4 protein-coding genes are annotated in these 24,001 nt (G+C 66.6%); 2 read left to right on the top strand and 2 right to left on the bottom strand.

What is annotated here, in order from left to right; all coding sequences use genetic code 11:
- Positions 1-343: 343 nt before the first annotated feature.
- Positions 344-13,075, top strand: coding sequence for an amino acid adenylation domain-containing protein (locus AB0I53_RS02575; protein WP_358595287.1), 12,732 nt, complete (start codon positions 344-346; stop codon positions 13,073-13,075).
- Complete coding sequence (locus AB0I53_RS02570) at positions 13,072-22,017, top strand: amino acid adenylation domain-containing protein (protein ID WP_358595285.1); 8,946 nt, start codon at positions 13,072-13,074, stop codon at positions 22,015-22,017. The genes AB0I53_RS02575 and AB0I53_RS02570 overlap by 4 nt, the downstream gene beginning before the upstream one ends.
- A gap of 110 nt (positions 22,018-22,127) precedes the next feature.
- On the opposite strand, the gene AB0I53_RS02565 is transcribed toward AB0I53_RS02570, so the two are convergent.
- A complete protein-coding gene (locus AB0I53_RS02565) occupies positions 22,128-23,021 on the bottom strand; it encodes a winged helix-turn-helix domain-containing protein (RefSeq protein ID WP_358595282.1) in 894 nt (297 codons plus the stop codon).
- A gap of 540 nt (positions 23,022-23,561) precedes the next feature.
- Entirely contained in the window at positions 23,562-23,792 is a 231-nt protein-coding gene (locus AB0I53_RS02560; protein ID WP_358595279.1) for a hypothetical protein, read from the bottom strand.
- Positions 23,793-24,001: the final 209 nt, after the last annotated feature.

Raw genomic sequence — 24,001 nt, 5'->3', positions numbered from 1 at the left:
GCCCTGCGCCCGGTCCTACCGCGCCGGGCGGCCTCCCGATGCCGTCTCCGCCTGGTTGATGACGATTTGAGCCCTCTCTCGCCCGAAGACGGGAGATTCCTGGCTCAGGCTGCCCGGTCGCCCTGCGGACGAACGGGTCTTCTGCCCTCAACACCAGCCGGGTTGGAACCAGCCCGGTCCCCAGAAAGGAGAAGTGTCCATGCTGGCTTGGTTCTCGCTCAGCACGTTGATCAGTCTACCTGGTGCCGCGAGGCACGCTGGCACCAGAGTGGACGCGTTTCCTCCCCGCCCTGAAGGACGGGGCATCCGCGCTACGTTCCTCCGGTGAAGGAGTCGGGCCTTGGTGGCATTGAATCCTGTCCGGGGCAACACGGTGCCAGAGCTGTTCGAGGCGCAGGCCGCTCGCGATCCGGAAGCGATCGCGGTGGTGGCCGAGGACGCCACGCTGACCTACGCCGCGCTCAACGCCCGCGCCGACGACCTCGCCGGACTCCTCCTGGAGCGTGGTGCGGGAAGCGAGACCAGGGTGGCCGTGCTGCTGGACCGCTCCGCGGATCTGGTGGTGGCGTTGCTCGCGGTGCTGAAGGCGGGCGCGGCGTACGTTCCGCTGGACCCGCGTCACCCGGCGGACCGCATTCGCTTCATGCTGCGGGACTCCGCGGCGTCGATTCTGCTGACGGACGATGCCGCGCCGGAGTTCGTCGAGTCGATCGACGTCGTCGTGCTCGACGACGCGGCTGACCGGGCGGCACCGAAACCCGCGGTTCCACGCGATCCTCGGCAGCTGGCGTACGTGATGTACACGTCCGGTTCCTCCGGGCTGCCGAAGGGAGTTGCGACTACCCACGCCGACGTCGTGGCGCTCGCGTCGGACAGCGCTTGGGACTCCGGGCAGCATGAGCGCGTCCTGCTGCACTCACCGTGCGCCTTCGATGCGTCGACGTACGAGTTGTGGGTTCCGCTGCTGCGAGGCGGCCGGGTCGTCATCGCACCACCGGGGGATTTGACGGCGCATGCGCTGCATCGGTTGATCGCGGAACACCGCATCACCGGATTGTGGCTCACCGCAGCACTTTTCAACGTCTTGTCGGACGAGCGGCCGGAGGTCTTCGCCGAGGTGGGCGAGGTTTGGACAGGTGGAGAAGCCGCCTCGCCCGCGGCCTTCCGCCGGGTCTTGGACGCTTGCCCGCAGACCACGCTGGTGAACGGGTACGGCCCGACGGAAGTCACGACGTTCGCGACCAGCCATGCCGTGCGTCCGGGCGCGGTCTTGGGGCGTGGCGTCTCGATCGGCGGCCCGCTGGACGACACCCGCACGCACGTGCTGGACGCAGGCCTGCGACCGGTGCCTCCGGGCGTGGTGGGCGAGTTGTACGTCGCGGGTGCCGGGGTGGCACGCGGGTATTGGGGGCGTGCCGGGTTGACGGCCGAGCGGTTCGTGGCGGACCCGTTCTCCACCGGATCCCGGATGTACCGGACCGGGGACCTGGTCCGCTGGAACCCGGAAGGTGCCTTGGAGTTCGTCGGGCGCGCCGATGACCAGGTCAAGATCCGCGGCTTCCGGATCGAGTTGGGCGAGGTCGAGGCCGTCCTGGCCGCCGATCCCCGGGTGGCGCGCTGCGTGGTGGTGGCCCGGGAAGACCGGCTGGGCGACAAGCGGCTGGTCGCCTACGTCGTCGCCGAGCCGGATGGGTGCGAGCCGGCCGGGGTGCGGGAGTACGCGGTCCGGCACCTTCCGGATTACATGGTGCCCTCGGCGGTCGTGGTCCTCGAACGTTTTCCGTTGAACGCCAACGGGAAGGTCGACCGGAGCGCGTTGCCGGTTCCTGAGGTCGAGACCGGGAGAGGACGGGATCCCCGCACACCGCGCGAAGAACTGCTGTGCGGGTTGTTCGCCGGGGTGTTGGGCGTGGAGCGGGTGGGGGTTGACGACGGCTTCTTCGAACTGGGCGGCCATTCGCTGTTGGCTACCCGGTTGGTGAGTCGTGTTCGCGCTGCGTGTGGTGTGGAGTTGTCCGTGCGCGCGGTGTTCGAGGCGCCGACGGTGGCGGAGCTCGCTGCGCGAATCGAGGACCAAAAGGGCGGTTCAGGTCTGCCGTTGGTGGCGGGGGAGCGGCCGGAGCGCCTTCCGCTGTCATTCGCCCAGTACCGGCTTTGGTTCGTCGACGAGCTCGATGCTGCGGGCTCGGCGTATCACATTCCGCTGGCGTGGCGGCTGACCGGCGAGGTCGACATCGCCGCCCTTCGCGAGGCGGTGTGGGACGTGGTGGACCGCCACGAAGCACTGCGGACGGTGTTTCCCGAGGTCGGGGGCGTGCCTGAGCAGAAGGTGATCCACGACGCCCGGAGCGTCCTGGACGTTCCGTTGCTGCATGCCTCGGCTGGTGAGGTCGAGCGAGTCGTGGCCGACCATGCGGAGCCACGGTTCGATCTGTCCCGCGAGGTGCCGGTTCGTGCGCGGATTCTCGTGGTGGACGAGCACGAGGTCGTGCTGTTGGTGGTGTTGCATCACATCGCCGGTGATGGGTGGTCGGTGGTGCCGCTGGTGCGGGATTTGGGCATGGCGTATGCGGCGCGGTGCATTGGTGAGGCGCCGGGTTGGCGGGAATTGCCGGTTCAGTATGCGGATTTCGCGTTGTGGCAGCGGGAAGTCCTGGGAAGTGAAGATGATCCGGGCAGTGTGATCTCGCGTCAGTTGGAGTTTTGGAAGGACGAGCTCCGCGGTCTTCCGGACGAAATTGCGCTCCCGGTGGATCGGTCTCGCTCCGCGGTCGCTTCGCATTCAGGGCGGCGGGTGGGTTTTGAAGTGTCGCCGGGGCTGTATGCGGGCTTGACGGATTTGGCCGGTGAGTGCCGGGCGACGGTGTTCATGGTGGTGCAGGCTGCGCTTGCGGCGTTGTTGACGCGCTTGGGTGCAGGTACGGATATTCCGATCGGGAGTCCGATTGCCGGGCGTACTGAGCAGGCGACCGAGGATCTGGTGGGGTTCTTCGTCAACACGTTGGTGTTGCGGACCGATACATCGGACGATCCGAGTTTCCGCGAGCTGCTGGCGCGGGTCCGGGAGTCGGACCTGGCTGCTTATGCCCACCAGGATTTGCCTTTCGAACGGCTCGTTGAGGCGATCAATCCGCAGCGGTCTCTTGCTCGGCATCCGTTGTTCCAGGTGATGTTGGCGTTCCAGAACGTTGAGCAGGCGAGTTTCGACCTGCCCGGCGTTGAGGCAGAACCCCTGCCGGCGGGTGATGGTTCGGCGAAGTTCGATCTGACCTTCGAGCTGACCGAGCGGCGTGGTGAGCCGGGGCTCGCCGGTGAGTTGGAATTCAGCACGGACTTGTTCGATCGTGCCACCGCGGAACAACTCGCTGCCCGGTTGGTGCGCGTGCTGGAAGCCGTCGTCGCAGACCCGGATGTCCGGCTTGGGGACATCGACATCCTGACCGAGGAAGAGCGCTACCAGTTCCTCGAACGCTCGATTGAAGCACCGGACGTTCCGGTGTCGATCCTGTCGGCGTTGTTCGAGGCCCAGGTGGCGGATTCGCCGGATGCCGTCGCGGTGGTCTGTGGCGACGAGTCCGTGTCGTACGCCGAGTTGAACGCTCGCGCGAATCGGCTCGCCCGGCACTTGGTCGATCGTGGTGTCGGCCCGGATTCTGTGGTGGGTTTGATGTTCCCGCGGTCGGCGGAGATGGTCGTGGGAATGCTGGCGGTGTTGAAGGCGGGGGGCGCGTACCTGCCGATCGATCCGGACCAGCCAGCGGAACGGATCGGGTTCATGCTGGCCGACACCGATCCGGTGCTGGTGATGACGGTCCGTTCGGCCGAGGTCGGACTACCCGCCGGACACGGGTTTGCGGTTCTGGCAGTGGACGATCCGGCCTCCGCCGGTGTGGTGGCCGGGATGTCGGGTGCTGATCTTTCGGATGTGGATCGTGCCCTTCCGCTGGATCCCGGTCATGCGGCGTACGTGTTGTTCACGTCGGGGTCGTCGGGGCGTCCGAAGGGCGTGGTCGTCACCCATGCCAACGTGGCGCGGCTGCTGGCGGTCGGTCGAGCCCGCTTCGGCTTCGGCCCCGGTGATGTGTGGACCTTGTTCCATTCGTACGGGTTCGACTTCTCGGTCTGGGAGTTGTGGGGGGCGTTCTCGTGCGGTGGTCGGTTGGTGGTCGTCCCCTGGGAGGTGTCGCGCTCTCCCGGCGAGTTCGCCGAGTTGCTGGTCCGGGAGCGCGTGACGGTGCTGAACCAGACGCCGTCGGCGTTCTACCAGCTGGTGCGCGAAGCGCGGGATGGTCGGCTTTGGGAACGGGGTTGCGTTCAGTACGTGGTCCTGGGCGGCGAGGCGCTGGATTGCAGCCGGGTTCCGGATTGGGGTGACGGTCGGGGTCCGGCGGTGGTGAACATGTACGGCATCACCGAAACGACCGTGCACGTCACCCACGCCGAGATCGGGGCCGATGATGGTGGGCGCAGCAGGATCGGCAGGCCCTTGGCCGACCTGCGGGTGCACGTGCTCGACGCGAACCTGAAACCGGTGCCTGTCGGCGTGGTGGGCGAGATGTACGTCGCCGGCGCGGGCGTGGCGCGAGGCTACGCCGGTCGGCCCGGGCTGACCGGGCAGCGGTTCGTGGCCGACCCGTTCGGCGAGGCCGGCGGGCGGATGTACCGCAGCGGGGACCTGGCCCGCTGGAACCGGCACGGAGAACTGGAGTACGTCGGCCGGGCCGATGACCAGGTGAAGGTTCGTGGTTTCCGGATCGAGTCGGGCGAGGTGGAGGCCGCGCTGGGCGCGCATCCTCGGGTGTCGCGGTGCGTGGTCCTCGCGCGTGAGGACCGGCCGGGTGACAAGAGGCTGGTGGCATACGTCGTGGCCGATGCTCATGGCTGCGACCCGGGCGAGGTGCGGGCGTTCGCGGCCGGACGCCTTCCGGACTACATGGTGCCTTCGGCAGTGGTGGTGCTGGATGATTTGCCACTGACTGCCAACGGGAAGCTCGATCGCCGCGCGCTGCCCGCACCGGCTCTCGGCTCCGCGGCGGGGAGCGTGCAGCCTCGGACACCGCGCGAGGTGTTGTTGTGCGGGTTGTTCGCCGAGGTGCTGGGCGTGGAGGGGGTGGGAGTACACGACAGCTTCTTTGATCTGGGTGGTCATTCGTTGTTGGCGACTCGGTTGGTGAGTCGCATCCGTGGTGCGTTCGCCGTCGAGTTGTCGGTGCGTGCGGTGTTCGAGGCGCCGACGGTGGCGGAGCTGGCTGCGCGGTTGGATGGCGATGACGAGTCGGTGCGTCCGGTGTTGGCGGGGATGGTGCGGCCGGAGCGCCTTCCGTTGTCGTTCGCCCAGTACCGCTTGTGGTTCGTGGACAAGCTGGATGCGGTTGGTTCCGCGTATCACATTCCGCTGGCGTGGCGGCTGACCGGTGAGGTCGACATCTTGGCGTTGCAGGAAGCGGCGCGGGACGTCCTGGCACGGCACGAGGCGTTGCGGACGGTCTTCCTGCAGGACGAGGGCGATGTTCCTCGGCAGCGGATCCTGGACGCCGATGCTGCGTGGGAGCTGGCGGCCGGCGGTGCCGAAGTGCCGAAGATCTCCGCTGACGAGGTCGCTCGGGTGATGGCAGAGGAAGCCCGGCAGGCTTTCGACTTGGGTGTGGAGCCGCCGATCAGGGTGCGTTCGTGGGAAGTCACCGAAGGCGGCCACGTCTTGTTGGTGGTGTTGCATCACATCGCCGGCGATGGGTGGTCGGTCGACCCGCTGGTGCGGGATTTGGCCACGGCGTATGCGGCCCGGCGCGTCGGCGAGGCGCCGGGTTGGCGGGACTTGCCGGTGCAGTATGCGGATTTCGCGTTGTGGCAGCGGGAAGTCCTGGGTGGTGAAGAAGATCCGGGCAGTGTGATCTCTCGCCAGCTGGAGTTCTGGAAGGACGAACTCCGGAATCTTCCGGAGGAGATCGCTCTTCCGGTGGATCGGCCTCGTCCGGCGGTCGCTTCGTATTCGGGTCAGCGGTTGGGTTTCGATGTATCACCGGGGTTGTACGCGGGCTTGACACGTGTGGCCGGTGAGTGCCGGGCGACGGTGTTCATGGTGGTGCAGGCCGGGCTTGCTGCGTTGTTGACGCGGTTGGGTGCGGGTACGGATATCCCGATCGGGAGTCCGATCGCCGGGCGTACGGAGCAGGCGACCGAGGATCTTGTGGGTCTTTTCGTCAACACGTTGGTGTTGCGGACCGATACTTCCGGTGATCCGGGCTTTCGGGATCTGCTGGGACGGGTTCGGGAGTCGGACCTGGCTGCTTATGCCCACCAGGATCTGCCTTTTGAACGCCTCGTTGAGACGTTGAATCCGCAGCGGTCTCTTGCTCGGCATCCGTTGTTCCAGGTGATGTTGGCGTTCCAGAACGTTGAGCAGACGGGTTTGGAGATTGCTGGCGCTGGAGTGGAATCCCTGCCGGTGGATGGTGAGGCGGCGAAGTTCGATCTCACCTTCGAGCTGACCGAGCGGCGTGGTGAAGCGGGGCTCGCCGGTGAGCTGGAATTCAGCACCGATTTGTTCGATCGTGCCACCGCGGAACAACTCGCTGCTCGGCTGGTGCGCGTTCTGGAAGTTGTTGTCGAAGAGCCGGATATTCGGCTAGGGGAAATCGACGTCCTCACCGATGCCGAGCGAGATCAGTTGCTTGAGGTGTGGAACGGGCAAGGTGTGGTCGCCGCTGAGTCGACTCTGCCGGAGCTGTTCGAGGCGCGGGTTGCGGAGTCGTCGGGTGCGACTGCGGTGGTGTGCGGTGATGTGTCGGTGTCGTATGCGGAACTCAACGTTCGGGCGAATCGGCTGGCTCGGTGTTTGGTCGGTCGTGGTGTTGGGCCGGGTTGTGTTGTGGGTCTTGCTGTTCCGCGGTCGGTTGAGATGGTCGTGGCGGTGTGGGCGGTACTCAAGGCGGGTGCTGCGTACTTGCCGGTCGATCCGGGCTTTCCGGCCGAACGTATCGGGTTGATGCTGGACGACGCCGACCCGGCGCTGGTGATGACGACCGTCGAGGTCGAGCATGTGGTGCGGTGGGGTTTTCCGGTTCTCGTGGTGGATGATCCGGGTACTGCGCCTGTGGTGGCCGGGTTCTCGGGAGCGGATCTCACTGGCGGGGACCGGGCTGCTGTGGGACTCGATGATGCGGCGTATGTGTTGTTCACGTCGGGTTCGTCGGGGCGCCCGAAGGGCGTGGTCGTCACCCATCGGAACGTGTGCGGGTTCGTTTCGGCGATCGATCCGTGGTTGGAGGTCGGGCCGGGAGATCGACTGCTGGCGGTGACGACCTTGTCGTTCGACATCGCTGTGGTGGAGTTGCTGGCGCCGCTGCTCGCCGGTGCTTCGGTCGTGGTCGCGACCAAGGCTGAGCTGGCGGATCCGCGCGCGTTGGCCGGGTTGGTGGCTGAGTGGGGTGTGACGGTCATGCAGGCCACGCCTGCCCTGTGGCAGGTCGTGGTGGCCGAGACTCCGACGATGTTGCGTGGGCTGCGGGTGTTGACCGGTGGCGAGGCCCTGCCGGAGCACCTGGCGACCCGGCTGCGGAAGTTGTCCGGAGAGGTGGTCAACCTCTACGGGCCGACGGAGGCGACGGTGTGGTCGACCGCGGCGGAAATCGACCGAACGGGTTCGGTGACCATCGGCCGGCCGTTGGACAACACCCGCGTCTACGTCCTGGATGCGGGCCTGCGCCCGGTGCCGCCTGGTGTCCGAGGTGAGCTCTTCATCGCCGGTGATGGCGTGGCGCGGGGATATCTCAGGCGCGCTGGGTTGACGGCCGAGCGTTTCGTGGCTGATCCGTTCGGTCCGCCTGGTGGGCGGATGTACCGGACCGGAGATTTGGCTCGCTGGAACCGGGATGGCGAGTTGGAGTTCGTTGGCCGGGCCGATGACCAGGTCAAGGTTCGCGGTTTCCGCATCGAGCTGGGTGAGGTCGAAGCGGCGCTGGCTGCTCATCCGGCGGTGGCGCAGTGCGCGGTGGCTGCGCGGGAGGACCGGCCGGGTGAGAAGCGCCTGGTCGCCTACGTCGTCGCTCGCACAGGCGAACTAGATCCTGTGGAATTGCGGGATCACGTGGCCCGCAGCCTTCCGGATTACATGGTCCCCTCGGCAGTGCTGCCCTTGGAGCGCCTTCCGCTCACCGCCAACGGGAAGCTGGACCGAAAGGCTTTGCCGGCTCCCGACTTCGGTTCCGGATCGGCGAAAGCGTCACCGCGGACACCGCGCGAGGAAATGCTCTGCGAGTTGTTCGCCGAGATCCGGGGCTTGCCGGAGGTGGGCGTCGAGGACAACTTCTTCGATCTGGGCGGGGACAGCATCGGGTCCATGCAGCTGGTGAGTCGCGCCCGAAGTGCCGGACTGGTGATAACCCCTCGCGATGTGTTCGAGCACAAGACGCCTGCGGCATTGGCGGCCGTCGCGGGGGTGCTTGATACCTCGGCCGAATCCAGCGAGTCCGATTCGGCGCTGGTCGTGCTTGATGCGGTTGAGGCTCGGTTGGTCGAGGAGACGGTCGGCGGGGCGCTGGATGTCCTTCCGCTGTCGCCGCTGCAGGAAGGGTTGCTGTTCCACGCCGTCTTTGATGACGGATCGAATGATGTCTACTTGGTGCAGTTGGTTTTTGAGCTGTTGGGGGAGGTGGATGGCGAGAGGTTGAGGCGTGCCGGGGATGTGCTGCTGGCGCGGTATCCGAATTTGCGGTCGTGTTTTGTTCATGAGGGGCTGAGTCGTCCGGTTCAAGTCGTGCCGGGGGAGTCGGATATCGGCTGGTCCGAGGTGGACTTGTCGGCCTGTGCGGAGACCGAGCACGAGGTGGCTCGGCTGTTGGAGGGGGATCGGGCCGCTCGGTTCGACGTGCAGCGGGGGCCGCTGCTGCGGATGATGTTGGTTCGCCTGGGCGAGGGGCGTTCCCGACTGGTGGTGACCACTCACCACCTCGTGTTGGACGGTTGGTCGCTTCCGTTGCTGGTGCGCGAATTGTTCGCCCTGTACGAGCGACGCGGCGATGATGGCGACTTGCCGACCCCGGGGAGGTACCGGGATTTCCTGGCGTGGCTGAGCAATCGTGACCGTGACGCGGCACTGGGAGCGTGGCGGGAGGCGTTGGAAGGTGCTGAGCCGTTGTTGCTCGGCTCTGGGGATCGGGTGCCGGTTGTACCGCGAAGGTTCTCGATGGAGTTGCCGGAGGAGCTGACCGCCGGGCTGGTGGAATGGGCTCGGGCTCGTGGTTTGACGCTGAACACGGTGGTGCAGGGTGCGTGGGCTCTGCTGCTGAGTCGGTGGACTGGGCGCGGGGATGTGGTTTTCGGGTCCACTGTGTCGGGTCGCCCTCCGGAGCTGCCGGGTGTGGAGTCGATGTTGGGCCTGTTCATCAACACGATTCCGGTCCGGGTCCGGCTGGATCCTTCGGAGACCGTCGCGGAGATGCTGGTCCGGTTGCAGGCGGAGCAGGCGCGGCTGCTCGACCACCAGTACCTGGGTTTGGCGGACATCCAGCGGCAGGTGGGTACCGGGGAGCTGTTCGACACCGCCACCGTCTACGAGAACCACCCGATCGACCTCGACGAACTGTCGAATCCGGTGCGCGAGTTGCGGATGACGTCGGCGGAGAGCCTCGACGCCACCCACTACACCCTCAACCTGGCGGTGATGCCCGGCGAGCGGCTGCAACTGCGGTTCGGCTACCGCCCCGACGTCTTTGACCAGGCCACCGTCGAGACCCTCGCCAGCCGCCTCCAACGCATCCTCGAAACAGCTGTTGAAGATCCGGACCAGCGCGTGGGGCGCATCGATGTCCTCTCCGCGGCGGAGCGCCGTCGGCTCCTCGCGGATTGGCACGCGGACGCGGTCGAGGTCCCGGCGGTCACGCTGCCGGAGTTGTTCGAGGCGCAGGTCGTGCGGACGCCGGACGCCACGGCGTTGGTGTGTGGCGGTGAGTCGGTGACGTACGCGGAGCTCAACGCGAGGGCGAACCGCCTCGGTCGGTTCCTGGTCGCGCGAGGTGCTGGACCGGAATCCGTTGTTGCGCTGGCGCTTCCGAGGTCGATTGACATGGTTGTCGCCGTGCTGGCCGTCCTCAAGGCCGGGGCCGCGTACCTGCCCATCGACTTGGAACATCCCGCCGAACGAGTCGAGTTCATGCTCGACGACATCAAGCCGGTGCTGGTGGTGACGGCCGCCGATGTCGAGGATGCCGTTCCTCCTGGCGTGCCTCGACTGGTGGTGGGTGATCCGGCGGTGGCCGGGTTGTCGGGTGCGGATCTGGTTGATGGCGATCGGGTTGGTCCGTTGGCCGCGGGTAATGCGGCGTATGTGTTGTTCACGTCGGGTTCGACGGGGCGACCGAAAGGCGTCGTCGTTGGGCATTCGAGTGTCGTGGGTTTGGCGGTGTGGGCCGGGGAGGTTCTCGGCGATCGGCTGCGGTGTGTGTTGGCGTCGACCTCGTTGAACTTCGATGTTTCCGTATTCGAGATCTTGGTGCCGTTGACGGTGGGCGGGCAGGTCGTGCTGGTGGATGATCTGCTTTCCCTGGTGGACTCACCTGGGCTGCTGTCCCAGGTCTCTCTCGTCAGTGGTGTTCCGTCGGCCGTCGCGGGCTTGCTGGGGGCGTGCGACATGCCGGAGAAGCGGAGCGTCGAGACGTTGGTCCTGGCAGGTGAGGGGTTGCCGGCGTCGTTGTTGTCGCGGGTGAGGTCGGTGTTCCCGGATTGCGTGGTGGCCAATATTTATGGGCCGACCGAGTCGACGGTGTATGCGACTTCGTGGTTCTGGCGCGATGACCGGCCGGTGGAGGTGCCGCCGATTGGTCGGCCGATTTCGAACATCCGGGCTTATGTGCTGGATCCCGAATTGCGGCTGGTTCCACCTGGTGTGGTGGGCGAGCTGTACATCGCGGGCAGCGGGTTGGCCCGTGGTTACTCGGGGCGTTCCGGCCTGACCGCCGATCGTTTCGTCGCCGACCCGTTCGGCCCTGCGGGCAGCCGCATGTATCGGAGCGGTGATCTGGTGCGCTGGAACCGGGATGGCGAGTTGGAGTTCGTCGGCCGGGTCGATGACCAGGTGAAGGTCCGTGGCTTCCGGATCGAGCTCGGCGAGGTCGAGACCGCCCTGACCTCCCACCCGCAAGTTGTTCATGCCGTCGCCGTCGCAAGGCAGGATCGGCCGGGGGAGAAGCGATTGGTGGCCTACGTGGTGCCGACCGGCGACGGCTGTGAGCCGGACGGGCTGCGGGATCACGTCGCCAGGACGCTGCCCGACTACATGGTGCCCACCGCTGTCGTGCTGCTGGACCGATTGCCGTTGAACTCCAACGGGAAACTCGATCAGAAGGCGCTCCCCGCGCCCGAGGTGAAGGCAGCGGAAGGCCGAGGCCCCCGTTCCGAGCGGGAGAGTCTGTTGTGCGAGGCGTTCGCCGAGGTCCTCGGGATCGCCGAGGTCGGCCCGGAGGACAGCTTCTTCCAGCTCGGCGGGGACAGCATCTTGTCGATCCAACTGGTCGCCAGATTGCGCAGGGTCGGTCTGGTGGTGAGTCCGCGTCAGGTGTTCGAGTGTCGGACTCCTGTGGGACTGGCGGTGGTGGCGTCGTCGGGTTTGGTGTCGGCCTCGGTGGTTTCCGGGGTCGGGGGCGTGGCGTTGACGCCGGTGATGTGTTGGTTGGGGGAACGGGGTGATCTGGGGTCGGTCTTCTACCAGTCGGTGGTGTTGGAGGTTCCGGCCGGGTTGTCGCTGGATGTGTTGGTATCGGCTGTCGGGGCGGTGGTGGATCGTCATGATTTGTTGCGGTCTCGGTTGGGTGAGCGGGGGTTGGTGGTGCCGCCGGTGGGGTCGGTGGATGCCGCGGGTCTGGTGGAGCGGGCGGAAGTTCCTGAGGTTGATCCGGATTGGCGGGTCGTGTTGGCGGAGGTGGAGGCAGCCGCGGCGGCTGGTTTGGATCCGGCACGAGGGGTGATGTTCCGGGTGGTCTGGCTCGATGGGGGCGGTTCACGACCAGGACGGCTGTTGGTGGTGGCCCATCATTTGGTGGTTGATGGGGTGTCGTGGCGGGTGTTGGTGTCGGATCTGGGGGAGGCGTATCAAGCACTGGCGTCGGGACATCCGGTCGAGTTGCAGCCGGTGGGCACATCGTTTCGCCAGTGGGCCGGTCTGTTGGGCGAGTTGGCGGAATCGCGGGTGTCGGAGCTGCCGGTGTGGCGACAGGTTCTGGCTGATCCCGGTGTGCGTGTGACCGATCGCGACGTCACGAGCGGGGATGTGGTGGCGGGGGCGCAGTCGTTGACGGTGTCGTTGTCGGCGGAGCAGACGGCGGCGTTGCTGACGAGGGTCCCTGCGGCGTTCTTCGCCGGTGTCGGTGACGTGTTGCTGACGGCGTTGGCGTTGGCTGTGCGGCGTCACGCGGGTACGGCGGGTGGTGTGTTGGTCGATGTGGAGGGGCACGGTCGGTACGAGGAGGTTGTTCATGAGGTTGATCTGACTCGGACGGTGGGTTGGTTCACCACGTTGCATCCGGTGCTGCTGAACCCCGGCGAGCTCGATTGGGCCGAGGTCACCACCGGAGGGCCGTCCCTGGGAATAGCGTTGAAGCAGGTCAAGGAGCAGCTTCGGGCGATTCCCGATCACGGCATGGGCTACGGGCTCCTGCGGTACCTCAATCCGGATACCGCTGCAGAGCTCGCTGTGCTCGCACGCCCGCAGATCGCGTTCAACTACCTGGGTCGTTTCAGCGCGTCTGCGGGTGGTGAGTGGGACTGGGCGCAGGAGGCTGATGCTCTCGGTGGTGGTGTGGATCCGGGGCTGGGTGTGGGGCATGGCATCGAGATCAACGCGATCGTGGAAGACGGTGCCGATGGGTCGCGGTTGAGTGCGACGTGGTCTTGGCACACCGCTGTCACCAGCGAGGAAGCCGTGCACGATCTCGCGCAGGACTGGTTGACCGTCCTGAATGGACTCGTCGCCCACGTCGATCGGCCCGGCACAGGTGGCCGTACCCCGTCGGACCTGCCCCTGCTCCAACTCGACCAACACGACATCGAGCGACTTGAATCTTGGTGGAAGGACTCCAAATGACCAGCCCGGATTTCGAAGACGTCCTCCCGTTGTCGCCGTTGCAGGAAGGGTTGCTGTTCCACGCCGTTTACGACGGGGGAGGGGGCGATGTGTATGTGATGCAGTTGGTGTTCGACTTCGCGGGGGAGGTGGATGGGGAGGCGTTGAGGAGCGCCGGGGACGCGTTGTTGCGGCGGTATCCGAATTTGCGGGCGTGCTTTGTTCATGAGGGCTTGAGCCGTCCGGTTCAGGTGGTACCGCGGGATTCGGGTATCGGCTGGGCCGAGGTGGATTTGTCCGACCTGGGTGAGGCCGAGCGTGAGGAGGAGTTGGCTCGGCTGCTGGAGCGGGATCGGGCTGCTGGGTTCGATGTGCAGCGGGGTCCGCTGCTGCGGATGATGTTGGTTCGCGTTGGGGAGGGGCGTTCCCGGTTGGTGGTGACCAATCACCACCTCGTGCTGGACGGCTGGTCGCTCCCGCTGCTGGTGCGCGAGCTGTTCGCCCTGTACGAGCGGCGCGGCGACGACAGCGATCTACCGGTTCCGGGGAGGTATCGGGACTTCCTCGTGTGGCTGAGCAATCGTGAACGGGAAGCTGCGCTGGGAGCATGGGAAGAAGCGTTGGAGGACGTCCAGCCGCTGTTGGTGGGTTCGGGGGATCTCGCTCCCGTGCTGCCGGACGAGTACTCGCTGGAGTTGCCCGAGCCGTTGACGGCGGCCCTGACCCGGTGGGCTCAGGCTCGTGGATTGACGCTGAACACGGTGGTGCAGGGCACATGGGGCCTGCTGCTGAGCCGGTGGACTGGGCGCGGGGATGTTGTGTTCGGATCCACTGTGTCGGGTCGACCTCCGGAGATCCCGGGCGTGGAGTCGATGCTCGGGCTTTTCGTGAACACGATCCCGGTCCGGATCAGGCTGGATCCGTCGGAGTCCATCGCGGACATCCTGGTCCGGTTGCAGGCGGAGCAGGCGCGGCTGCTGGACCACCACCACGTGGGCCTGGCCGACATCCAGCGGCAGGTGGGTACCGGGGAGCTCTTCGACACCGCCATCGCCTTCGAGAACTATCCGCTCGACCCCGACGAGGTGCTCAACCCGTCCGCCGAAATCAGCGTCACGTCGGTGTCGAGCTGGGATGCCACCCACTACGCGCTCCACCTCGTGGCGATGCCCGGCGAGCGTCTGCAACTGCGGTTCGGTTACCGGCCCGATGTCTTCGACCGCTCCACGGTGGAAGGATTCGCCGGCCGCCTCGTTGAGATCTTGCGAACCGTTGTCGATGAACCCGACCAGCCGGTGGGGCGCATCGACATCCTCACCGACGTCGAACACCGTCGGCTTCTCGAAGAATCGAGCGGGAGCCGGACCAGCATTCCGGCGGTCACGTTGCCGGAGTTGTTCGAGGCGCAGGTCGTGCGGACGCCGGAGGCTGCGGCGGTGGTGTGTGGCGGCGAGTCGGTGACGTATGCGGAGCTCAATGCGAGGGCGAACCGGCTCGCTCGTTGTTTGGTCGGTAGGGGTGCTGGGCCGGAATCCGTTGTTGCGCTGGCGCTTCCGAGGTCGGTCGACATGGTTGTCGCCGTGCTGGCCGTTCTCAAAGCCGGAGCCGCCTATCTGCCCATCGACCTCGACTATCCCGCCGAGCGAATTGAGTTCATGCTCGACGACGCCAAGCCGGTGTTGCTGTTGACGGCTTCTGCGGTCGAGGTCGGCCTTTCCGACGAGGCCCTGCCCGTTGTGGTGGTGGACGACCCGGTGGTGGCCGGGTTGTCGGGTGCGGATCTAGCTGATGGGGATCGGGTTGGTCCGTTGGCTGTGGGGAATGCGGCGTATGTGTTGTTCACGTCGGGTTCGACGGGGCGGCCGAAAGGCGTCGTTGTTGGGCATTCGAGTGTCGCGGGTCTTTCTGCGTGGGCCGCGAAAGCGTTCGGCGATCGGTTGCGGTGCGTCCTGGCGTCGACGTCGTTGAACTTCGATGTTTCCGTTTTCGAGATCTTGGTTCCCCTGACAGTGGGCGGGCGCGTCCTGCTGGTGGACGATCTGCTCTCCTTGGCGGACTCGCCGGAGTTGCTGTCTGAGGTTTCTCTCGTCAGCGGTGTTCCGTCGGCCGTCGCAGGTCTGCTGGAGGCGTGGGGCGAGTTGGAGGCGCCGGGCCTGGAGACGTTGGTCCTGGCGGGCGAGGGGCTGCCGGGCTCGCTGCTTTCCCGGGTGAGATCGGTGTTCCCGGACTGCTTGGTGGCCAACATTTACGGGCCGACCGAGGCGACGGTCTATGCGACGGCGTGGTTCTGCAACGACGACCGGCCGGTCGGAGTGCCGCCGATCGGCCGGCCGATCTCGAACACCCGGGTTTATGTGCTGGATGCCGAAATGCGGTTGGTCCCACCAGGCGCGGTCGGAGAGCTCCACCTAGCCGGCGCCGGGCTGGCGCGGGGCTATTTCGGTCAAGCCGGATTGACCGCCCAGCGGTTCGTCGCGGATCCGTTCGCTCCTGGCGAGCGGATGTACCGGACCGGTGATCTGGTGCGCTGGAACCGGGATGGCGAGTTGGAGTTCGTCGGCCGGGTCGATGACCAGGTGAAGGTCCGTGGCTTCCGGATCGAGCTCGGCGAGGTCGAGACCGCCCTGACCACCCACCCGCAGATCGCGCAGGCCGCGGCAGTCGTCCGCGAAGACCAGCCTGGGGACAAGCGGCTCATCGCCTACGTCGTCCCCGACACCATCCGGCGGGAGCCGGGCGAGGCGGACCACCGGCAGGTCGGCGAATGGCGAGCGGTCTACGACGAGCTGTACCGGGAAGGTTCCGGCGCTGAGTTCGGTGCCGACTTCGCGGGCTGGAACAGCAGCTACGACGGCCTTCCGATTCCGCTGCACGAGATGCGGGAATGGCGCGATGCGACGGTCGAGAGGGTGGCATCCCTCGCCCCGAAGCGGATCCTGGAAATCGGAGTCGGCACCGGCCTGCTGATGTCGCAGCTGGCGCCGATGTGCGAGTCGTACTGGGCGACCGACTTCTCGCCCGTGGTGGTCGAGGCGCTGCGGGACCGGCTCGACGGAGATGCCGGTTATGCGAACGTGGAGTTGCTGTGCCAGCCCGCGCACGTGTTCGACGACCTTCCCACCGCCTTCTTCGACACCATCCTCATCAACTCCGTGGTTCAGTACTTCCCGAGCGTCGACTACCTGGTCGAAGTGCTGACCGAAGCCGTGCGGCTCCTCCGCCCGGGAGGTGCCGTCTTCGTCGGAGACGTGCGGAACCTCCGGCTGCTCAGGTGCTTCGCCACCGCCGTCGAGCTCAGCCGGACGGACGGCTCGACGGCGCCGTCGGTCCTGCGCAGGTCGGTCGAGCAGAACATCCTGCAGGAAAAGGAGCTGCTGGTCGCTCCCGACTTCTTCGCGCGGTTGCGCGACGTTGTCGATGGCGTGGACGAGATCGATGTGCGGATCAAGCGCGGTGCGGGCCACAACGAGCTCGCGCGCTACCGCTACGACGCGATCCTGCGCAAGGCGGCCGACGTCGCCGGCCCGACTGGTGATGTCGCGGAGCTGATCGAACTGAGGTGGGGGCGCGATGTCCGGGACTTCACCGGTCTGCGAGAGCTGCTTTCCGGCACCCGGCCCGAGCGGCTGAGGGTCTCCGGGATTCCCAATGCTCGCTTGACGACGGACCTGGCGGCCGTGCGGGCGGTCGAGCACGGCGCAGACGTCGAATCCGCGCGAGCCGAGCTGGTGCGGGACGTGGCCGGTGTCGAGCCGGACCCGGAGGAATTCCACGAGTTGGCGGAGGAGATCGGCTACCGCGTGGCGCTCACCTGGTCGAGGGTGGCGGAAGAACTCGATGCCGCGCTGGTCCGCAGCGACATCCCGGACGACGGCCAACCGCACGCATCCACCGGCAGTGCCGGGCGTCCTTGGTCGGCGTACGCCAACGACCCCGCGTCGTCGAGCGAGGTGGGGGCCGTCATCACGGCGCTGCAGTCCTACGTCGAGGAACGCCTGCCCGCGCACATGGTCCCGGCGGGCATCGTCGCGGTGGACCGACTTCCCCTGAATTCCAACGGGAAGTTGGACCGGCGGCGGCTACCGGCACCGGACTTCGGCGGCACCACGTCGGGGCGCGACCCTCGGACCCAGGGCGAGGAACTGCTGTGCGGGCTGTTCGCGGAGGTGCTCGGCGTGCCGGAGGTGGGCGCCGACGACAGCTTCTTCAAGCTGGGTGGGGACAGCATCATGTCGATCCAGCTGTCCAGCCGCGCCCGCCGGGACGGGGTGGTCATCAGTCCACGACAGATCTTCGAGCACAAGACGCCCGCAGCGCTCGCGGCGCTGGTGGCCGAGGCGCAGAGCGGCACGCACGAGCAGGCAGCGGATTCGGCTTCGGTCGTGCTCGATGGGGCTGAGGCCGGTTTGGTGGAGGAGTTGGTCGGCGGGGTGGTCGATGTCCTCACGCTCTCGCCGTTGCAGGAAGGATTGCTGTTCCACGCCGTTTATGACGATGGTCTGGGTGATGTGTATGTCGTGCAGTTGGCGTTTGAGCTGTCGGGGGAGGTGGATGGGGACGGATTGAGGCGTGCCGGGGACGTGCTGTTGGAGCGGTATCCGAATTTGCGGGCGTGTTTCGTTCATGAGGGGTTGAGTCGTCCGGTTCAGGTCGTGCCGCGGGAGTCGGCTATCGGCTGGTCCGAGGTGGATCTGTCGGCCCGGGGGGAAGCCGAGCGCGAGGAGGAGTTGGCTCGGTTGTTGGAAAAGGACCGGGCTGCCGGCTTCGACGTGCAGCGGGGGCCATTGCTGCGAATGATGTTGGTACGCATGGGAGAAGGACGTTCTCGGCTTGTCGTGACCAATCATCACCTCGTGCTGGACGGCTGGTCGATGCCGCTGCTGGTGCGCGAACTGTTCGCCCTGTACCGGTCGCAGGGGGATGAGTCCCGGATTCCGGATCCGGGGGAATACAGGGATTTCCTCGCATGGCTGGAAAATCGTGATCGGGACGCGGCGCTGGGTGCGTGGGCTGAGGCGCTGGAAGGTGTTCAGCCGCTCTTGCTCGGCGCAGGGGATCGCGTTTCGGTTGCTCCGCAACGGTTTACCCTGGATATCCCGGAAGGACTGACCGCCGACCTGGTGGAGTGGGCTCGGGCTCGTGGGTTGACGTTGAACACGGTGGTGCAGGGTGCGTGGGCTCTGCTGCTGAGTCGGTGGACTGGGCGCGGGGATGTGGTGTTCGGGTCCACTGTGTCGGGTCGTCCTCCGGAGATCTCAGGCGTGGAGTCGATGCTCGGGCTCTTCATCAACACCGTCCCGGTCCGGATCCGGCTGAATCCGTCAGAGTCCATCGTGGACGTTCTCATCCGGTTGCAGGCGGAGCAGGCGCGGCTGCTGGACCACCAATACCTGGGCTTGGCCGACATCCAACGGCAGGTCGGCACCGGGGAGCTGTTCGACACCGCCACCGTTTTCGAGAACTACCCGGTTGATCCCGACGAGGTGATCGATCCGGAATCCGAGCTCCAGGTGGAGTCGGTGTCCGGTTGGGATGCCACCCACTACGCGCTGAACCTGGTGGCGATCCCAGGGGAGCGCCTGCGCCTGCGCCTGGGATACCGACCCGATGTCTTCGACCACGCCACGGTCGAAGCGCAAGCCGCCCGGCTCCAACGCGTCCTGGAAGCAATCGTCGCAGATCCCGACCGGCCGGTGGGCCGGCTCGACCTCCTCTCCGGCGCCGAACGCCGACAACTGCTTGAGGAGTGGAACGGGCTCCGGACCGACACCCAGGAGACCACGCTGCCGAAGCTGTTCCGGGCTCAGGTCGCGCGGACGCCCGATGCGGCGGCGGTCGTGTGCGGTGCCGAATCGGTGACGTACCTGGAGCTCGACGACCGTGCGGACCGACTCGCCAGCCTCCTGGTGGAGCGCGGGGTCGGTCCGGAATCCGTTGTCGCGCTGGCGCTTCCGAGATCCATCGACATGGTCGTGTCGATGTTGGCGGTGCTCAAATCTGGGGGTGCCTATCTGCCGATCGACCTTGACCACCCTGCCGAGCGAATCGGCTTCGTGCTCGCTGACGCCAAGCCGGCATTGCTGATCACCACCGGCTCCGGCGGGGTGCGTGCCGACGTGGAGACGATGCTGCTCGACGATCCAGCCATCTCTGCGGGCCGCGCCGGAACAGCCGCGCCGGGCCGATTGGGGCCGCATCCGGAGAACATCGCCTACGTCATGTACACCTCGGGCTCCACCGGGCGACCCAAGGCCGTCATGGTCGCGCACGCCAACGTCGTCGACCTGGTCACGTGCGTGCGGGAAACGATCGGCGTGGACCGCCTGGGCCGAGTGCTGGCGGCGACCTCGCTCAGCTTCGACTTCTCCGTGTTCGAGATCCTCGCGCCGCTGATGGTCGGTGGCACGGTCGAGGTGGTTCCCAACCTCTTGGCCCTGGCGGACGGTCCACCGCGTGGCGGGCTGGTCAGCGGCGTGCCGTCGGTGCTCGCCAGGGTCATCCAGGAGCAGGAACGGCGTCCGGGGGTGGACACGGTCGTGCTCGGCGGGGAGCCCGTTCCGCCCGAGTTGTACGACGACATTCGTGCGACGTTCCCCGGCTGCCGAGTGGCCAACATCTACGGTCCGACCGAGACGGTGGTGTACTCGACGATCTGGTGCTCCGACGACGACCTGGACGGCGCTCCGCCGATCGGCAGGCCGGTGCCCAACACGCGGGTTCATGTGCTGGATCCCGAGTTGCGGCTGGTCGCCCCTGGTGTGGTGGGGGAGCTGTACATCGCGGGCAACGGGTTGGCGCGGGGCTATTGGGAGCGGGCTGGGCTGACCGCCCAGCGCTTCGTCGCGGACCCGTTAGCTCCTGGTGAGCGGATGTACCGGACCGGTGATCTGGTGCGCTGGAACCGGGATGGCGAGCTGGAGTTCGTCGGCCGCGTCGACGACCAGGTCAAGGTGCGCGGTATTCGGATCGAGCCGGGCGAGATCGAAGCAGTGCTCACCGCCCACCCGCACGTGGCCCGCAGTGCGGTGGTGGTCCAGGAAGACCAGCCGGGCGACAGACGTCTGGTGGCCTACGTGGTGCCGGCCGGCGGCGGCTGTGATCCGGATGGGCTGCGGGATCACGTCGCCAGGGCCCTGCCTGACTACATGGTGCCTTCAGCAGTAGTGGTGCTGGAAAGTTTCCCGTTGAACTCCAACGGGAAACTGGATCGGCACGCCTTGCCCGCCCCGGCGGTGACCACGGGACGCGGCCGTGGTCCTCGCACCGAGCGGGAGCGGCTGTTCTGCGGCCTGTTCGCCGAGGTGCTGGGGGTCGCGGAGGTTGGCGCGGAGGACAGCTTCTTCGAGCTGGGTGGGGACAGCATTTCCTCGATGCAGCTGGTCGCGAGATTGCGCAGGGCTGGTTTGGTGGTGAGTCCGCGTCAGGTGTTCGAGTGTCGGACTCCTGCGGGGCTGGCGGTGGTGGCGTCGTCGGGTTTGGTGTCGTCCTCGGTGGTTTCCGGGGTCGGGGATGTGGCGTTGACGCCGGTGATGTGTTGGTTGGGGGAACGGGGTGATCTGGGGTCGGTCTTCTACCAGTCGGTGGTGTTGGAGGTTCCGGCCGGGTTGTCGCTGGATGTGTTGGTATCGGCTGTCGGGGCGGTGGTGGATCGTCATGATTTGTTGCGGTCTCGGTTGGGTGAGCGGGGGTTGGTGGTGCCGCCGGTGGGGTGGGTGGATGCCGCGGGTCTGGTGGAGCGGGTGGAAGTTCCTGAGGTTGATCCGGATTGGCGGGTCGTGCTGGCGGAGGTGGAGGCAGCCGCGGCGGCTGGTTTGGATCCGGCACGAGGGGTGATGTTCCGGGTGGTCTGGTTGGACGCGGGCGGTTCACGACCAGGATGGCTGTTGGTGGTGGCCCATCATTTGGTGGTTGATGGGGTGTCGTGGCGGGTGTTGGTGTCGGATCTGGGGGAGGCGTATCAAGCACTGTCCTCAGGGCGGCCAGCGGAGTTGCTGCCGGTGGGCACGTCGTTTCGCCAGTGGGCCGGTCTGCTGGGCGAACTCGCGGAATCACGACTGCCGGAGCTGTCGATCTGGCAAGAGGTCCTGGCCCATCCCGGAGTGCGCGTGACCGATCGCGATGTTGCGAACGGGGACACGGTGGCAGGAGTGCGGTCGTTGAACGTCTCACTGTCCACGGAGCAGACGGCGGCGTTGCTGACGAGGGTCCCTGCGGCGTTCTTCGCTGGTGTCGATGACGTGTTGCTGACGGCGTTGGCGTTGGCCGTGCGACACCACACCGGCTCAGCGGGTGGCGTGCTGATCGATGTGGAGGGGCACGGCAGGCACGAGGAGGTTGTTCAGGGGGTCGATCTGACCCGGACGGTGGGTTGGTTCACCACGTTGCATCCGGTGCTGCTGAACGCTGGCGAGCTCGATTGGGCCGAGGTCACCACCGGAGGGCCGTCCCTGGGAATAGCGTTGAAGCAGGTCAAGGAGCAGCTTCGGGCGATTCCCGATCACGGCATGGGCTACGGGCTCCTGCGGTACCTCAATCCGGGCACCGCGCCAGAGTTGGCGAGGCTGGCGTGTCCGCAGATCGCGTTCAACTATCTGGGTCGTTTCGGCGCGTCTGCGGGTGGTGAGTGGGGTTGGGCGCGGGAGGTCGATGCTCTCGGTGGTGGTGTGGATCCGGGGCTGGGTGTGGGGCATGGCATCGAGATCAACGCGATCGTGGAAGACGGTGCCGATGGGTCGCGGTTGAGTGCGACGTGGTCTTGGCACACCGCTGTCACCAGCGAGGAGGCCGTGCACGAGCTCGCGCAGGACTGGTTGACCGTCCTGAATGGACTCGTCGCCCACGTCGATCGGCCCGGCACAGGTGGACGCACTCCGTCGGACCTGCCCCTGCTCCAGCTCGACCAACACGACATCGAAGAGCTGGAAGCGGATCTGGAGCTGGAGTGGGAAGACCTCGACCGCTGATCTCGGCGGGCGGACGTCCGGTGCGGCTGCCCGCTCGGCGGGTCCAGGTCCTCTCGGCGAGCGCCGCCACTCGGAGCGCTCGTCGAGAGGACCCGTGCCTGCCGCCTGTCCTATCCGGCCGAATCGGCGAGGTGCGGCATCCGCCTGTGCCCCGGACGGCTGACTCCCCGGTGCTCACCCGGCACGACGGGGCCGGGATGGTCGTTGGCGCTGGCGAGTTCCCGCCCGAGCGGGGTGAGGCTGTGCAGGACCGCCTTGCCGAGCCGGGTCGAAGTGATCAGGCCGGCCTCGCGCAGGATGGTGGTGTGCTGGCTGGCGGAAGCGAGCGACGCGTCGATCTGCCGGGCGAGACCGGAGGTCGAACTGGGCGTCCGCAACGCGAGCAGGACCTGCGCGCGCGTGTGCCCCAGCAGGGCGGCCAACCGCTTCGACGCGTTCTCCTCGCCACCGCCGGGGCGCGCACCGCTCGCTGCCTTGTGGGCGGGGTAGACGAGCACGGGCGGGAGCTCCGGGTCGATGAAGGTGATCGGGTTGCCGAAGCAGAAGTACGACGGGATCAGCGTCAGGCCGCGGCCGCCGAGGTGCAGAGTCCGGTTCTCCGGGTAATTCGTCTCCAGTACGGGCCAGCGCCATTTGATGGGGGCCGGGAGCGAGTTGAACAGCTTCTCGGCGCCCCCGGTCGTGAGATGGCGCGTCCGCAGCACGTGGTCTTCGTTGACCTGGTGGTGGACCTTCGGCCAGTGCGGGCGGATGGCGGTGTTGAAATAGTCCCGGAGGGTGTCGCAGAGCTTGTCCACCGCGGCCCGGTCGCCGTCGGACAGCTTGCGGATCCAAGGCGGCGCGCTCTGCTTCGCGAAAGCCGCGGAAAGATCGTTGCTGAGCCGGGTCTTCCCGGCGGACAGGATGCTTTCGACGCCGGCCTCGAAGTCCGGCCCGGCGGTGACCGGTGTGAGGAAATCCGGGAAGTTTCCCTTGACGGGAACCAGTGAGGACACGAGATGCATTCGGGTGGATAATCCTGTGTCGCGTAACCTGTGTCGCGCCCAGCCCCGCCACGCGAGTTGCGTCGGCCAGGTGACGTGTCCGCGGAGGACGTGCAAGCTCAGCGCGAGTTCCCACATCGGATCAGGCTGTTCCGCCACGCGGATGCGAAGAACATCTTTGGGGGTGAAATAGATCCTGAGCATAACGATACTCCAACATGGTGATCAACTATCAAGGTAGGTCCATTCGTAGTAATGCGCTTCCTTTTGTTGATCAAGTCTCGGAGGTCCATTTGGCACAGTTCGCTGCTTAGTCGGTAGACGCGGGGTTTTACGGTCTTCCGGGTGGGTGCGAAACGGTCGTCGGATTGTCGAACGGTCCCGTGGCTGGAAGAAGTGTCAATGAAGTCGGGGAGCGTCGGCGTAGTTTTTGTGGTAGGGCGTGTTCCGCCGCGATTCAGAATGAGGAAAGAAGGTAATTGATTGCTTGAAGGCGACACTACTTGATCACCCCGCTGGCGGTTGAATTCAGGCGGGGATGCCGCATGGTGGTGGGAGCCGTCAAGCCGACGGCGAGTTCTCGCAACCGTTCGCCGGTGTTCGCGGCGTCCGGGGAGCACGCACGGCCTCGCGACGTAGCGCCACGCCGGCCACGACCGCTCCGGCGATGCAGCAACACGCCGTGACGAGCATCGTGGTCGCCTGCGCGGTGACGAAGGCGTTCCGCGCGGTGTGGGTGAACGTCGAGGGCGCGGCCGGGCCGTTGTCACCCGCTTCCAAAGTGGATGGCACGTCGGCGAAACTAGTCGCTCCGGCTGACATCTGATGTCGAATCGCGTTGTGGTTCTGGGGAAAACAGCGGTGTCCGCGCTTGGTCGATCGGTGCGCGGCGGAACCCGTGGCAGCTTGTGGCCGCAAGCTTGTGCGGCGGATCGCGTTCCTCCTAGCGTCGAGATGCGCCAGCACCGCCCGGCGTCGCCGTGCCGGTCGGCCGCAACCCC

Origin of the sequence: Saccharopolyspora sp. NPDC050389, assembly GCF_040655595.1 — a bacterium.
Lineage (GTDB): Bacteria > Actinomycetota > Actinomycetes > Mycobacteriales > Pseudonocardiaceae > Saccharopolyspora.
This window is presented reverse-complemented; position numbering and strand designations above follow the sequence as displayed.

What these genes read in the sequence shown, in the direction of transcription:
- AB0I53_RS02570 (WP_358595285.1), top strand. Translation starts at nt 13,072, where the DNA reads ATGACCAGCCCGGATTTCGAAGACGTCCTCCCGTTGTCGCCGTTGCAG.
- AB0I53_RS02565 (WP_358595282.1), bottom strand. Translation starts at nt 23,021, where the DNA reads ATGCATCTCGTGTCCTCACTGGTTCCCGTCAAGGGAAACTTCCCGGAT.